Below are 15,058 nucleotides of genomic sequence, written 5' to 3' on the forward strand. Positions count from 1 at the left end.
GCTGTTGCAGGTCAAATGGAATTGTTGTTTCATCGCCTGAAATAAGAAGTCTGATGAGTGGCCCATGGCGGCCACCCTCGCGGGAGAAATGGAACGCCCATGTCAGCCCAAGCCGCTGCAACCCTGGATGTCATTACCATCGGCCGTTCGTCGGTCGATCTCTACGGCGATCAAGTCGGTGGTCCGCTGGAGGATATGCAGTCCTTCGCGAAATACGTCGGCGGTTGCCCAACCAATATCGCCGTCGGCACCTCGCGCCTGGGACTGAAGTCGGCGCTGATCACCCGCGTGGGTGACGAGCATATGGGCCGCTTCATCCGCAACGAGCTGGTGCGTGAAGGCGTCGACCCGACCGGCATCCGCACCGACCCGGATCGGCTGACGGCGCTGGTCATTCTCGGCATCCGGTCCAAAGACAGTTTCCCGCTGATTTTCTATCGCGAAAACTGCGCCGATGCAGCGATGGACGAGGAGGATATCGATCCGGCCTTCATCGCCTCGGCCAAAGCCATCGTAGTGACGGGCACCCATTTCTCGCGCCCGAACCTGGACCGCGCCAGCCGCAAGGCGATCAAGATCGCCAAGATGGCGGATCGCAAGGTGGTACTGGATATCGACTATCGCCCGGTTCTCTGGGGCGTCACCGGCCATGGCGCGGGCGAAGAGCGCTTCGTCGATAATGCCGCTGTCTCCGCGCATCTGCAGACGATCCTGCCGGACTGCGACGTTATCGTCGGCACCGAAGAGGAATTCCACATTGCGGGCGGCACCACCGATACGCTGGCGGCGCTGAAGAAGGCGCGCGCGCTGTCGCCCAAGGCTTTGCTGGTTTGCAAGCGCGGGCCGATGGGCTGTGTCGTCTTCGACGGCCCGGTGCCGGACGATATCGAAAAGGGTATCCGCGGTCCCGGCTTTCCGGTGGAAGTCTATAACGTGCTGGGCGCGGGCGATGCCTTCATGTCGGGTTTCCTGCGCGGTTATCTGCGTGATCTGCCGCTGACCGAATGCTGCCGCTTCGCCAACGCCTGCGGGGCCTTTGCCGTCTCGCGCCACGGCTGTGCGCCTGCCATTCCGTCTTGGATCGAGCTAGATCAGTTCCTGACACAAGGCTCGACACACACCCGACTGCGCGAAGATCCAGCACTGGATCAGGTGCATTGGAGCACGACGCGCAAGGGCAATTGGCCGCGCATCCTGGCCATGGCCTTCGACCATCGCATTCAGCTGGAAGCCATGGCGGATCGCCATAATGTTTCGCGCTCCAAGATCCCGGAGTTCAAGGCGCTGGCGATGGCGGCCTTCAAGAAGGTATCCGCCGGTCGCAATGATTGCGGCCTGCTGCTGGATGGGCGTTACGGCCAGGATCTGCTGGACGAGATCACGTCGGACGATGTCTGGATCGGCCGTCCGGTGGAACGCCCCGGCTCCATCCCGCTGCGGTTCGATGGCACCGAGGATATCGGCAGTTTCCTGAAAGAATGGCCGCGTCACCATGTGGTGAAATGCCTGTTCTTCTATCATCCGGACGACCCGGCCGATCTGAATGCCGACCAGGAACGGCATATGCAGATCCTGAAAGAAGCCACCCGCCGCACGGGGCACGAATTGCTGCTGGAGATCATCCCGTCGCGCTCGGCAAACCCCGTCGACGACACCACGGTGCCGCGTGCGCTGGAGCGTATCTATAGCCTCGGCATCCATCCCGACTGGTGGAAGCTGCCGTCGCCCGCGAACCAGGGCGAATGGGATGCGCTGGCCGCTATTATTGACAAAAACGATCCCCATTGCCGGGGCATCATGCTGCTGGGGTTGGATGCACCGGAGGCTGAGCTGTTCGCCTCCTTCGACCTTGCCGCCCGCCAGCCCATCTGCAAGGGTTTCGCGGTCGGACGCACCATCTTCGGCGAAGCGGCCGATGCCTGGCTGGGCGGAAAGCTCAGCGATGCCGCCGCGATTGACCAGATGGCGACGATCTATCGCCGCCTGATGGACCGCTACCTCAGCGCCGCCTGATCCGTTTCGGAGCAAGAGACCATGAAGACCATTCGTTTGACGGCAGCCCAGGCGCTGGTCCGTTACCTTATCGCCCAGCGCACGGAAGTCGATGGTGTCGAGGTTCCCCTGTTCCCCGGCATCTGGGCCATCTTCGGCCATGGCAATGTCGCGGGTCTGGGCGAGGCGCTGCAGGAAGTGCAGGACCAACTGCCGACCTTGCGCGCCCATAATGAACAGGGCATGGCGCTGGCCGCCGTCTCCTATGCCAAGGCGCGCAACCGCCGCCAGATCATGGCCTGCACCACCTCCATCGGGCCGGGCGCAACCAACATGGTGACCGCCGCCGCACTCGCCCATGTGAACCGCCTGCCGGTGCTGCTGATCCCCGGCGATATCTTCGCCGGTCGCCGCCCCGATCCGGTCTTGCAGCAGATCGAGGATTTTGGCGATGCAACCGTGTCGGCGAACGACTGCTTCCGCGCGGTGTCGCGCTATTTCGATCGCATCATGCGGCCCGAACAGCTGTTGGCTGCCTTGCCGCGTGCCGTCTCAGTGCTGACCGATCCGGCGGAATGCGGCCCAGTGACCCTGGCTTTCCCGCAGGATGTCCAGGCCGAAGCCTTCGATTATCCCGAGGCTTTCTTCGCCAAAAAGCTCCATCGCATCCGCCGTCAGGGCGCCGATGCCTTGGAACTGGGCGATGCCGTCGCGGCGCTGAAGGCTGCGAAAAAGCCGCTGATCGTCGCGGGTGGCGGGGTGCATTATTCCGGCGCTGTGGACCGTCTGCGCAAATTCGCGGCGGCGCGTGGCATCCCGGTTGCGGAAACCCAGGCAGGCAAGGGCGCGCTCAATTGGGATGAGGATATGGCCATGGGCTCGGTCGGGGTGACCGGGGCCAGCTCGTCCAACATCCTGGCGGGTGAGGCCGATGTCGTGCTGGCTGTCGGCACGCGTCTGCAGGATTTCACCACGGCCTCTCGCACCCTGTTCGCCAATCCGGCGGCCAAGCTCATCCAGCTGAATATCACCCAGTTCGACGCTGCCAAGCATGCGGCGATGCCGCTGCTGGGCGATGCCGACCGCACGTTGGCCGAGCTTGACGCCGCGCTTGGCTCCTGGAAGGCGCCTGCTGACTGGAGCGATAAAGCCAAGTCTCTTGCCAAGGAATGGCGCGGCGCGGTGGAGCGGGCGCAGGCGCCTTCGAATGCCGAACGTCCGACCGATGCAGCCGTGATTGGCGCCGTCTGGCGTGCGGCCAAGCCGACCGATACCGTGGTCTGCGCGGCCGGTGGTCTGCCAGGCGAACTGCACAAGCTGTGGCGCTCGCGCGATGCCAAAAGCTACCATCTGGAATATGGCTATTCCTGCATGGGGTACGAGATCGCGGGCGGCTTGGGCGTGAAGCTGGCTCAGCCGGATCGTGATGTCTTCGTCATGGTCGGCGACGGCAGCTATCTCATGATGAATTCCGAGATCGCGACCTCGATCCTGCTGGGTCAGAAGCTGATCATTACCGTGCTGGATAATCGCGGCTATGGCTGCATCAACCGGCTTCAGAATGCGACCGGCGGTGCCTCCTTCAACAATCTGATCGACACCATCAATAACGGTGAGGTGCATCAGGTCGATTTCGCAGGCCATGCCAAGTCGCTCGGCGCCCATGCCGAGATGGTCGACGGTATCTCCGGCCTCGAAGAGGCTTTGCAGCGCGCCCGCGCCCAGGATCGTACCTCCGTCGTCGTCATCAAGACCGATGCGGTTGCGACGACGCAAGAGGGCGGTGCCTGGTGGGATGTCGCCGTTCCCGAAGTTTCGACCCGCGCCGAAGTGCGTGCCGCCCACGCGCGGTATGTCGGTGCCCTTAACAATCAGCGCCTTGCGTGAGGATAAAATGGCTATTCGTCTCGGAACCAACCCGATTGCCTGGTCGAATGACGACCTTCTGGAACTTGGCGGCGAAACCCCGCTGGAGACCTGCCTGACCGAAGCACGCCAGGCAGGCTTCACCGGTATCGAGCTTGGCAACAAGTTCCCGCGTCAGGCCGACAAGCTGCGCCCGATCCTGGACGCCCATGACCTCAAGCTGATTTCCGGCTGGTATTCCTCCCGCCTGCTCGAACGTTCCGTGAAGGACGAGATCGAAGCCATGCAGCCGCATCTGCAGCTGCTCAAAGCCATGGGCTCGACCGTCATGGTCTATGCCGAAGTGACTGGCTGCGTGCATGGCGAACAGGGCACGCCCTTTGCCAATCGCCCGACGATCAGCGAAGCCCAGTGGCCGGAATTCCTGAAGCGTATTTCGGAAGTCGCAGATTATCTCGCCGACCAGGGCGTGGTGATGGGCTACCATCATCACATGGGGACGGTGATCGAGACCGAAGCCGAGATCGACCGGATGATGGATGGTGTGGGCAAGAATTTCGGCCTGCTGCTCGACACCGGCCATCTGACGTTTGCCGGTGCCGATCCCGTTGTCGTCGCCAAGCGCTATGCCGGCCGCATCACCCATGTCCATACCAAGGACGTCCGCCGTCCGTTGATGGAAAAGGCGATCGCCGAGAAGTGGAGCTTCCTCAATGCCGTCATCGCGGGCGTCTATACCGTGCCGGGCGATGGCTGCGTCGATTTCGTCTCCGTCTTGAAGGAAGTCAAGAAAGGCGGCTATGACAATGGATGGTTCGTTGTCGAAGCCGAACAGGACCCGGCCAAGGCCCATCCGCTGACCTATGCGAAACTGGGCCATGCGAACCTTGCAAAATATGCCAGCGAAGCTGGCTTCACAGTGGCCTGAACGGGAGAGACGTTAGATGCAGACCCTTTACAGCCTGATCGGCGGCAAGAGCGTTTCCGATAGCGGCCAGCGTCGCGGCAAGATCTTCAATCCGGCAACCGGCGCCCAGGTGCGCGAAGTTGCCTTGGCTTCGAAGTCCGAAGCGCTTGATGCCGTGGCAGCTGCCGCTGCCGCCCTGCCGGCCTGGGCTTCGACCCCGCCGATGCGCCGCATGCGCATCATGAATGACGCGCTGTCGCTGCTGAACAAGGCCCGCCCTGAACTGGCCAAGATGATCTCCGAGGAGCACGGCAAGGTGCTCTCGGACGCCGATGGCGAAGTGCAGCGCGGCCTGGAAGTCGTCGAATTCTGCCTGGGCATTCCGCATCTGCTGAAGGGCGAGTTTTCGGAAAACGTCGGCACCAGCATCGACGTCTTCTCGATCCGTCAGCCGGTCGGCGTCTGCGTCGGCATCACCCCGTTCAACTTCCCGGTCATGGTGCCGCTCTGGATGTTCCCGGTGGCGATTGCCTGCGGCAATACCTTCGTGCTGAAGCCGTCGGAAAAAGATAGTGGCTCGACCCAGCGCCTCGTCGAAATCTTCCATGAGGCAGGGCTGCCCGCCGGCGTGCTGAACCTCGTCCAGGGTGACCGCGAAGCCGTCGAAACCCTGATCACGGCACCGGAAGTGGGCGCGGTTAGCTTCGTCGGCTCGACCCCCATCGCCAAGTCGATCTATACGACGGCGGCAGCCCACGGCAAGCGTTGCCAGGCCCTGGGCGGTGCGAAGAACCATATGCTGATCATGCCCGATGCCGATCTTGACGCTGCTGTCGACGCCCTGATGGGCGCCGGTTATGGCTCGGCTGGCGAGCGCTGCATGGCAATCTCGGTCGCTGTGGCCGTCGGCGATGTCGGCGACAAGCTCGTTGAAAAGCTGGCTCCGCGCGTCCGTGCTTTGAAGGTTGGTCCGGGCAATGATCCGCAGGCCGAAATGGGCCCGCTGGTCACCCGCGAACATGCTGACAAGGTCTCCTCCTACGTCGATCAGGGCGTCAAAGAAGGCGCCGAACTCGTCGTCGATGGCCGTGGCCTGAAGCTCCAGGGTTATGAGGGCGGCTACTTCATGGGCGGCACCCTGTTCGACAAGGTGAAGCCGGACATGACGATCTATAAGGAAGAGATTTTCGGCCCGGTGCTCTCGGTCGTGCGCGCCAAGGATTTTGGCGAGGGGCTCAACCTCGTCAATTCCCACCAGTTCGGCAATGGCACCGCGATCTTCACCCAGGATGGCCGCGTTGCGCGCTCTTTCCTGAATGCCTGCAACATCGGCATGGTCGGCGTGAATGTGCCGATTCCGGTGCCGGTTGCCTATCACACCTTTGGCGGCTGGAAGCAGTCGGCCTTCGGTGACAACGGCATGCATGGTCCGCAGGGCATTAATTTCTACACCAAGCTCAAGACCGTGACCGCGCGCTGGGCAGGCAATGCCGTTGGTGCCGAATTCACCATGCCGGTCTTGCGGTAACAAGCATACGTCATCCCAGGGCTTGACCCTGGGATCTTTGTCCGACTGGAGGGAGATGCCCGGATCAAGTCCGGGCATGACGATAAAAGATAGAATTGGAAGGACGCCCCTATGTCGAAGCTCCTGCTCCGCAATCACGAACCTGACGCCTCGGGTCTGGTGCATGACGTCACGCCGGAAAGCGCCGGGTGGAAGCATGTCGGCTTCAAGCTTTATCAGCTGAAACCGGGCCAGACGGTGACTGGCGGCGACAAGGACCGCGAGGTCTGCCTCGTCCTGGTTGCCGGTAAGGCAAGCGTGACGGCGGGTAATCAGCGGTTCGAGTCCATCGGCGATCGCATGTCGCCGTTCGAGGATAAGAAGCCTTATTCCGTCTATGCCCCCCAGGGCGTTGATTGGAGTGTGACGGCGGAGACCGATCTGGAATTGGCGGTCTGTTCGGCGCCCGGTGCCAATGGCGGCCTGCCGGTGAAGCTGATCGGGCCGGACGATGTGGCATCCTCCGTGCGCGGCTCCAGCACCAATACCCGCTATATCAACGACATCCTGCCCGACAGCAAACCCGCCGATGGCTTGTTGGTGGTCGAAGTCAAAACCCCCGCCGGGAATTGGTCATCCTATCCGCCGCACAAACACGACATCGATAATATCGATGGCGGGGAGTCGCTGCTGGAGGAGACTTATTACCATCGTATGAACCCGCCCCAGGGCTTTGCGTTCCAGCGTGTCTATACCGATGACCGCTCAATCGATGAAGCGATGGCGGTGGAGAATGGCGATCTGGTGATGGTGCCCCAGGGCTATCACCCGGTTGGCGCTGCCCATGGTTACGATCTCTATTATCTCAACGTCATGGCGGGCCCAACCCGCATCTGGCGCTTCAATACGGCGGTCGAACACCGCTGGCTGCTAAATCCGGCTCCGGCGCAATAGCTAAAGTAAAAGCCGAGGTGGCGACACCTCGGCTTTTTTGTTGTCGCTTCAGACGACCTTTTTGAGTTCGCCCAGGAAGCGTTTCATTTCGGCATCGAAGAAGCGCGATTGTTCGCCGAGCTTGCCTGCCGATTGCAGCACCTGACTGGCGGCGGTGCCAGTTTCCGTGGCGCCATGGCTGACCTGCTGCAGGCGGCGGGAAACGTCGGAGGTGCCGGTGGCAGCCTCATCGACATTGCGGGCGATGTCGCTGGTGGCCGCGCTCTGCTGATCGACGGCGCTGGAGATCGCGACATTCGAATTGCGGACCTGGCCGATCACGTCGGAAATCTCGGTGATCGCCTCGACCGCATTGTCGGTCGCGCTCTGGATCGCCTGGACCTGGGCGCTGATATCCTCGGTCGCCTTCGCAGTCTGGCTGGCGAGGTTCTTCACTTCGTTCGCGACGACCGCGAAACCCTTACCGGCTTCACCGGCGCGGGCGGCCTCGATGGTCGCATTCAGTGCCAGCAGATTGGTCTGGGCGGCGATGTCATTGATGAGTTTGACGACCTCGCCGATCCGCTCGGCAGCTTCGGCTAGGTTCTGCACATCCATAGTGGTGGCGTTGGCCTTGCCGACCGCCTGCTCGGAAATCGAGGTCGAATGAGCGATCTGCTGGGAGATCTGGCCAATGGCGGCCACCAGTTGCTCGGCAGCCGAAGCCACCATCTGCACATTCTCGGATGCACGTTCGGAGGCTTCGGCCACATGGCGGGCCTGCTCGCCGGTGCCCGAAGCAGTGCCACTCATCTGGCTGGCGGCGGCATTGAGCTGTTCGGCTGCGGTGGAGATGTCGTGGGCAACACCGGCCGCGGCGCTTTCGAAGCGGTCGGTGACCGCGCGGAAGCCTGCGACCTTGTCGGCCATGGCGGTGGTCGCGCCATTGATCGCCTTGCCGCCGGTCAGGAAGGCACCGACAAGACCGCGCTCGATCACGCGGCGATGATAAACCTGCCGAGACACCGCCTGCAGCGAAGCGCTGGCTTCACGCACAAAAGCGTCGGTGCGATCGGCAAAACGGTTGATGGCGGTGAAAAGGCTACCGAGCGTGCAAAGCGGACCGACATGTAGATACCGGGCTTCCATGTCGCCCTTCGCCAAACGCTGCAAGACACCGATCGCCTGATCGATCCGGGCGCCCAGACGCACAGTCGCAAGGCAGGACGCCAGGGCGAAACCAACCGTCACCAGGGCGACTACCAGGGCCGAAACGGGTTCAACCAAGGTCAGTGCCGCCGTCAGGACTGCACCGACCAGGGTGATAACGACCGTAAGCCTAAGGGTTTGTAGAGAAGATAAAGCTCTCATAATCGCTCGCTTTTTGACGGACGGTATCGTTGAGGACGGCCATGGAATGCTGGATCGACGCCGGGCCGCCGCCATGGCTCTGTTCGATCTGATAAAGCTGATCGTAGAGTGGCTTAATGAGGCCCGAGATTACCTCGGGTTTGGGCACCCGGCGGTTCGAGTGATAGCCCGTGACGGCGCCCTTGGCGTCGAATGTCGGGGTGACATGAGCTAGCACCCAATAATGGTCGCCCGTAGTTGCCCGATTCAAGACATAGGCGAAAATCTCACGCCCGTCCTTAATGGTCTCCCATAGCAGGCGAAAGACACATTTGGGCATATGCGGATGGCGGATCAGGCTGTGCGGCTGACCCAGCGCCTGTTCCTCGGTCAGGGCCGAAATGGACAGGAAAACATCGTTCGCATAGGTGATGCGGCCGCCAAGATCGGTCTTGGTGACGATGATATCGTCGGGGGCGAAGGTTCGTTCCTTCCCGGTTAGGGACAGGGAAGGTGCCTGGGGCTTTGAAGTCGCGGTCATATCTCGTCGCTCGTGGCTGTCACGAGTTATTTATAAAAGAAATTATTCAGCTTTGTCCTGTCAATAAGACAGAGGTGCGACGATAAGGAAGAAATCCGATATTAAGCGTCAATCGATTTGAACGGGCGAAATGGTTTTGGAATTTTTAATCCGATGATTATATTTTGATATCGTTTTGTATTTTAAAAGATGTGAACGCTATCTTTTCGAAGTGGGATGGAAAATTGAGTTAATGTTCGGTTTATACTAAAGATATGTCGCCTTGCGCCTTAAGTTACGAAGTGTCAGTTTTTTGTCGGGGCAGGAAAAATGCCGCCCCGACATTCTCTCTTCTCTAGGCCCGAGCCGTCGGCGCCGTGTAATCGTCAAGTCCGTCCAACGGAAAATTGACCGTCTGGCCAGTTTCGGCGGATCGGTAAAGCGCCATCAGCATCTGCACGACCGCCAGCCCGTCGTGGAAATTCTCGGACGGCATTTTGCCAGTGCGGAAGCTTTCGACCATATGGCGGTTTTCGGCGGTATAGCCATAGATGCCGGCTTCATCGTCCAGCACCGGCATCAGGCCTTGTTCGGCATTCTGCTTCTCGACCAGATCCTCGCCCTCGCCGCCGGTAACGGCGCGTGACAGGAAAACCTTCAGACCGGCATTGAGCGAGCTGAACTCCATCGAATATTCCGGGCCCAGCATCTCGATATTGATGCGCAGGCCGGCGCCGACATAGGCCCAGGAGGTGGTGGCCTCGATCATCACCTCGTTGCCATCGGGATCTTCGAGCGTCAGCAGGCCGCGGGCGAAATCTTCGACCGGACGGCGGGAGAAATCGACCTCCGGCCCCATGCGCTTCTTGAGGTCGGCCACATATTGGGGGCGCTTCCATTTCAAGGTGGCAATGGTGGCCGAGGCGGATTTCAGCTTGAGGGCACCGCGATCCTCGCCGGGTTTGGAGAGGATGAAGCGGGCGACTTCGACGCTGTGGCACATCATGTCGGAGAGCACGCCGCCGCCCTGGCGCTCGCCCATCCAGAACCAAGGCTCATGCGGGCCGGAATGTTCCTCGGCCGCGCGGGCGAGGTAGGGGCGGCCGGTGGAGGGGACCGCACGGCGCCAGATGATCTCCTTGCCGCGGGCGACGGCGTTGGAGAAAACCTGATTTTCCAGATAGCCGTGCAGCAGCTTCGCATCCTCGACCAGACGGACCATCTCCTTGGCTTCGGCAATGGTGCGGGCCAGAGGCTTTTCGCAGGCGACGCCTTTGAGCTTGGTCTTGCCCGAGGTCACCAGGGCATGGATCTCGCGCATGATCGTCAGCCGGGTGTCGTTGGGCGACAGGATCCAGACGGCATCGATGGTGCCGGAGGTCAGCATGGCTTCCAGGCTGTCAAAGGCCTTAGCCGGGCCAAGACCCAGTTCGTTGGCATAGGCGGCGCAGCTTTCCCGTTTGTCGGCACTGCGGCTGTAGATGCCTGCGACCTCGACATTGCGGACGCCAACCATGGAGGTCAGGTGAAAGCGCGCGATGAAACCGCTGCCGACAAGACCGATGCGAAGAGTCTGGCTCATTTGGTTCCTCGTTTGGCGGTGGAGCCGCGCTCGATCAGCGGCGCGGGCAGAATGGTGGGAGCTGTGGGGGTGCCCTTGCCCTCGATCCGGTCGATGATCAGCCGCATGGCGGCATCGCCCAACTCGGGCCGGGGCTGGCGAATGGTGGTCAGGGCGGGATCGAACAGGGCGGCGAGCGCGATATCGTCGAACCCGACCAGCGAGACGTCGCGCGGTACATCCAGCCCCAGGCGTTGGGCAGCCCGCAGGGCGCCGACCGCGCTTTCATCGTTGGCGGCAAAGACGGCGGTGGGACGGTCGGGCAGGGCCATGAGCTGGCGCATCGCCGCCTCGCCCCCAGGGATGGTGAATTCCCCCGGCACCAGCAGGTCGTCCGTCAGCGGCAGGCCGGCTTCGTCCATCGCCCGGCGCCAGCCCGCCAGACGGTCACGGCTGATGACACGATGCTGCGGGCCGGAGATATGGGCGATACGGCGATGACCCAGGTCGACCAGATGGCGGGTCGCGCGGGCGGCCGCTTCTTCATTGTCGATGGCGACCAGAGGCAGAGTGGCGCCAGCGATCCGTTCCGCCATCAGTACCACGGGTGGCAGGCGTTTCGGATCGGTCCCTTCAGGCAACTGGCCGGTAAACAGCACGACCCCATCGGCGCGTTTGGCCCGCACCAGATCCCAATAACCCTGCTCGCGTTCGTTCGAATGACCGGTATTTCCTAGCAGGACTGTGTAGCCCCGCTGCTGGGCTGCCTCCTCCATCGCGTGGAAGATCTCGGGGTAGAAGGGGTTCGCGATATCCTCGACCAGCACCAGGATCGATTTGGTGCGCTGCTGGCGCAGGTTCCGGGCCAGCAGGTTCGGGGTGTAGTTAATCTCGGCGGCGGCCTTCAGGACCGCCTCGCGCGTGTCGGCGCTGACCAGGGCGGGTTCGGCGATGGCGCGGCTGACGGTGGCGGTGGAAACGCCCGCCAGCTTGGCGACATCGCGAATGGTGGCGCTGCGGGTCACGAGCGCAACGCCTTCTGGCGACCATAGAGGGTCAGGAGGCCCAGCAGGGTCAGGCCGAAGATGACCTGACGGCCATGGGGCGGAATGGCGAGGGTGGTCAGCAGGCTTTGCAGCAGAACCAGCAGCAGCGCGCCGACCATGGTTCCGGCATAACCGCCGATACCGCCTGCCAGCGCCGTCCCGCCGATGACAACGGCAATGACGGTCGGCAGGACATAGGAGGTGCCGATGCCGACAAAGACCGTGCCGGTATAGCCGAGGACCAGGACGCCTGCGAGCCCGGCGAAGAAACCGCTCAAGCCATAGAGCAGGGTGCGGATCAGGGCGACGCGGATGCCCACATGGCGGGCCACATTCTCATTGGCACCAACGGCAAAGAGGCGCAGGCCGAAGCTGGTGCGGTTCAGGACCAGAGCCAGGGCGATACCAAGCGCGGCCCAGATCCACAGGATGCCCGGCAGGCCGAACAGCAGGGGCTGGCTGACGGTTTCCTGGAGCAGCGGTGCCGCCCGGCCGGAAGGAACGCCACGCGTCAGCACGGTCAGCAGACCGGTGACGACGCCGGTGGTGCCCAGGGTCATCACCAGGGGCGGAATGCGCAGCAGGGTGATGCCGATGCCATTGCCGATGCCGATCAGGAAGGTCGCCCCGCAGGTGACCAGCAGCGCATAGGGGATCGAGCCGTTCTGGCCGTCCATGGCATTGCCCGCGACGAAGGCACCCAGCGAAATCAGGCTGCCGACCGACAGGTCGATGCCTTCGCGCCCGCCCAGAATGACCAGGGTCTGCCCGGCTGCCGCGACCCCTAGGATGGCAGCGATGGTCAGTTGCCCGACGATCTGACGCGGGGCGGCGAAGCCCGGCGAGACCAGTTCACCCGCGATCAGAATGCCGATACAGGCAAGCAGACCCAGGACCCAGGGCTGTTTCAGCTTCGCGATCATCGGGCGGCTCCTTCCCGGGCGCGGGCGGCGATGACACCGCCCGCCAGGGCCAGCAGGACGGCGGCTCCCTGGACGAGGCCCTGCATCTCGAACGGCAGTTTGGCGAAGAAGATCACGTTGTTGATCATGCCGAGGATCATCGCACCCAGGATCGAGCCGATAAAACCGCCACTCCCCCCGGCGAGCGCGGTCCCGCCCAGCACGACGGCGGAGATGGCGGCCAAAGTCATGGAAGCCCCCATCAGCGGATCGCCGCTGGAGGTTTCTCCGACGAGGCAAAGGGCGGCGGCAGAGGAGAAGAGACCGGAGAGCACATAAGCCGACAGGCGCATGCGGGCGACCGGCACCTGGCTCTGATAGGCGCCGATGCGATTGCCGCCGGTTGCCAGCAACGCGCGTTGGAAGCGGGTGCGGGCGATCAGCGCCGCAATCACGATGGCGATGATCAGCAGCCAGACGACGACACGCACGCCAAAGAGGTCACCGCCGTAGGTGTCCCAATAAAGCTCCGGCACCGGCAGGCCAGCTTCGGGTAGAACCCAGATGGCGAGGCCGCCGAAGATGACGCCGGTCGCGAAGCTGGCGACGATGGGTTGCAGGCGGCCATAGGCGACGGCGAGGCCGTTTATAACGCCGCAGACAAGTCCGGTCGCAAGGCCAGCGCCAAGACCGGCCATCACGGCGACACCGTTGCCGCCCAGACTGTCGATCACCTGGACACAGACGACGTTGGAGAGGGCGACGATCAATCCGGCGGACAGGTCGATATCGCCGCCCAGCACGACATAGGTCTGGCCGATGGCCACCAGGATCAGCGGCAGGAAGGTCGCGATATTGGATTGCAGCACGTTCCCCGTAACGAAGCTCGGCTGCAGAATGATATTGAGGATGCAGAGCAGCGCCAGAAAGGCGGCGGTCAGTCCCCAGGCAGGGAGGCGGGCCATCATGCGGCTTCTCCCGAGGTAAAGGCGGCGGCGGTTAGATGGCCACGATCCAGGCGTGATCCCGACAGATCGCCGACGACCCGGCCACCATTGAAGACCAGGATCCGGTCGGCGACCGACAGCAATTCGTCGTCTTCGGAGGAATAGAGCAGCACGGCCACATCCTGGTTGCGGCAAAGATCGCGGATCAGATCATAGAAATCGCGCTTGGCGCCCAGATCGATACCCTTGGTGGGGTCGTCGAGCAGCAGCAGGCGGGGCTTTGCGGCGAGCCAGCGGCCGATGGCGACTTTTTGCTGATTGCCGCCGGACAGGCTCGATACCGGAGCGTCGAAACCGCCATAGCGCAGTTTAAGCTGCTCGGTGACGGGCAGGAAACGCGATTTCAGGGCGCTGGGATTATGGCTCCAGGGCTTTTCACGGCCCAGCAAACCCAGGGCGAAATTCTCCAGGATCGAGCGCACCCCCAGCACACCCACCCGGCCACGGTCGCCGGAAACATAGGCAAGACCGGCGGCAATAGCTTCGGCGGGGCTCGATACTTTCAGATCCTCGCCAGACAGGGTGACCTGCCCCTGTCGGGGGAGGAGGCCGAAAAGGCCGCGCAGCAGATCCGACTGGCCCTGCCCATGCAGTCCGCCAAGTCCGATGATCTGACCGGCTGGGATCTCCACCGATACATCGCGGGTGCGCCCGGTGCTGACGCCCTTCAAGGCAAGTCGGGTGGGGCCGCTGGCTTCGATAGGCGCATGATGGACCGCACTCATGGTGATGCCGGTCATGTCGGTCACGATCTTTTCGACCGTCACATCCTTGATCTGATGGGTGGCGATGGTCTTGCCGTCGCGCATGATGGTGACGCGGTCGCCCAGCGCCATGATCTCGTCCATGCGGTGGGAGATGAAGATGATGCCGCGACCTTCCGCCTTCATCCGGCGGACGAGATCAAAGAAGACGGCGACCTGCGCGCGATCCAGCGCCGAGGTGGGTTCGTCGAAAATCACAATGCCGGGGTCGGCGGCCTGAACTTTCAGGATCTCGACGATCTGGCGCTGGTCGGCGGAAAGATGTCCGACGGGCCGGTCGAGATCGAAGCCTTTGCCGGCAACGGGCAGGAAGGGAGCGGCCAGATCGGCGGCACGCGCGGCGAGGGCCTTTTTATCGACAAGGCCGAACTTCGTGCGCGGCTCGCGCCCCAGCAGAATATTGTCGGCGACCGACAGGGTCGGGATCAGGCTCAGTTCCTGGTAGAAGACGCCGACGCCAGCCTCGGATGCCTGCCGGGGATCGGTGAAGCGGCGCTCCTGATCATTGATCTTCAGCGTGCCTTCATCGCCGCTGACCACGCCCGCGATGATCTTGCAGAGCGTACTCTTGCCGCAGCCATTGGCACCGATCAGCACATGGACTTCGCCGTTTTCCAGCGTGAAGTCCGCCGTTTCGATAGCCGTGATGGCGCCATAGCGTTTCGCAAGGCTGCGCGCTTTCAGAAGCATCAGATTGTCTCGT

At 62.5% G+C, this 15,058-nt stretch carries 12 protein-coding genes; 5 read left to right on the plus strand and 7 right to left on the minus strand.

Going from position 1 to position 15,058, the window contains the following annotated elements; translation table 11 throughout:
• Positions 1 to 99: 99 nt before the first annotated feature.
• From ACFSM5_RS03730 to iolB, 5 genes are all read left to right on the plus strand, one after another.
• Entirely contained in the window at positions 100 to 2,013 is a 1,914-nt protein-coding gene (locus ACFSM5_RS03730; RefSeq protein ID WP_379874894.1) for a bifunctional 5-dehydro-2-deoxygluconokinase/5-dehydro-2-deoxyphosphogluconate aldolase, read from the plus strand.
• A gap of 21 nt (positions 2,014 to 2,034) precedes the next feature.
• Entirely contained in the window at positions 2,035 to 3,879 is a 1,845-nt protein-coding gene (iolD, locus tag ACFSM5_RS03735) for a 3D-(3,5/4)-trihydroxycyclohexane-1,2-dione acylhydrolase (decyclizing) (protein ID WP_379874895.1), read from the plus strand.
• A 7-nt stretch (positions 3,880 to 3,886) separates the two neighbouring features.
• Positions 3,887 to 4,786 (plus strand): myo-inosose-2 dehydratase, encoded by a 900-nt coding sequence (gene iolE / locus ACFSM5_RS03740; RefSeq protein WP_379874896.1) that lies wholly within the window; start codon positions 3,887 to 3,889, stop codon positions 4,784 to 4,786.
• Positions 4,787 to 4,802: 16 nt separating this feature from the next.
• Positions 4,803 to 6,293 (plus strand): CoA-acylating methylmalonate-semialdehyde dehydrogenase, encoded by a 1,491-nt coding sequence (locus tag ACFSM5_RS03745; protein ID WP_379874897.1) that lies wholly within the window; start codon positions 4,803 to 4,805, stop codon positions 6,291 to 6,293.
• 111 nt (positions 6,294 to 6,404) lie between these two features.
• On the plus strand, positions 6,405 to 7,226 hold the full coding sequence (gene iolB, locus ACFSM5_RS03750; protein WP_379874898.1) for a 5-deoxy-glucuronate isomerase: 822 nt from the start codon (positions 6,405 to 6,407) through the stop codon (positions 7,224 to 7,226).
• A gap of 48 nt (positions 7,227 to 7,274) precedes the next feature.
• On the opposite strand, the gene ACFSM5_RS03755 is transcribed toward iolB, so the two are convergent.
• From ACFSM5_RS03755 to ACFSM5_RS03785, 7 genes are all read right to left on the minus strand, one after another.
• Positions 7,275 to 8,576 carry a methyl-accepting chemotaxis protein gene (locus tag ACFSM5_RS03755; RefSeq protein WP_379874899.1) on the minus strand — a complete coding sequence of 434 codons (1,302 nt, stop codon included), beginning with the start codon at positions 8,574 to 8,576 and terminating at the stop codon, positions 7,275 to 7,277.
• A complete protein-coding gene (locus ACFSM5_RS03760; protein WP_379874900.1) occupies positions 8,545 to 9,096 on the minus strand; it encodes a PAS domain-containing protein in 552 nt (183 codons plus the stop codon). The genes ACFSM5_RS03755 and ACFSM5_RS03760 overlap by 32 nt, the downstream gene beginning before the upstream one ends.
• Before the next feature lie 334 nt (positions 9,097 to 9,430).
• A complete protein-coding gene (locus ACFSM5_RS03765) occupies positions 9,431 to 10,657 on the minus strand; it encodes a Gfo/Idh/MocA family protein (RefSeq protein WP_379874901.1) in 1,227 nt (408 codons plus the stop codon).
• Positions 10,654 to 11,661 carry a LacI family DNA-binding transcriptional regulator gene (locus ACFSM5_RS03770; protein WP_379874902.1) on the minus strand — a complete coding sequence of 336 codons (1,008 nt, stop codon included), beginning with the start codon at positions 11,659 to 11,661 and terminating at the stop codon, positions 10,654 to 10,656. Before ACFSM5_RS03770 ends, ACFSM5_RS03765 begins: the two co-directional genes overlap by 4 nt.
• Entirely contained in the window at positions 11,658 to 12,605 is a 948-nt protein-coding gene (locus tag ACFSM5_RS03775; protein WP_379874903.1) for an ABC transporter permease, read from the minus strand. The genes ACFSM5_RS03770 and ACFSM5_RS03775 overlap by 4 nt, the downstream gene beginning before the upstream one ends.
• Positions 12,602 to 13,552: an ABC transporter permease gene (locus ACFSM5_RS03780; RefSeq protein ID WP_379874904.1), complete on the minus strand. Its 951-nt coding sequence runs from the start codon at positions 13,550 to 13,552 to the stop codon at positions 12,602 to 12,604. The genes ACFSM5_RS03775 and ACFSM5_RS03780 overlap by 4 nt, the downstream gene beginning before the upstream one ends.
• Positions 13,549 to 15,045 carry a sugar ABC transporter ATP-binding protein gene (locus ACFSM5_RS03785; RefSeq protein WP_379874905.1) on the minus strand — a complete coding sequence of 499 codons (1,497 nt, stop codon included), beginning with the start codon at positions 15,043 to 15,045 and terminating at the stop codon, positions 13,549 to 13,551. Before ACFSM5_RS03785 ends, ACFSM5_RS03780 begins: the two co-directional genes overlap by 4 nt.
• Positions 15,046 to 15,058: the final 13 nt, after the last annotated feature.

Origin of the sequence: Lacibacterium aquatile, from assembly GCF_042683105.1 — a bacterium.
Classification (GTDB): domain Bacteria; phylum Pseudomonadota; class Alphaproteobacteria; order Elsterales; family Elsteraceae; genus Lacibacterium; species Lacibacterium aquatile.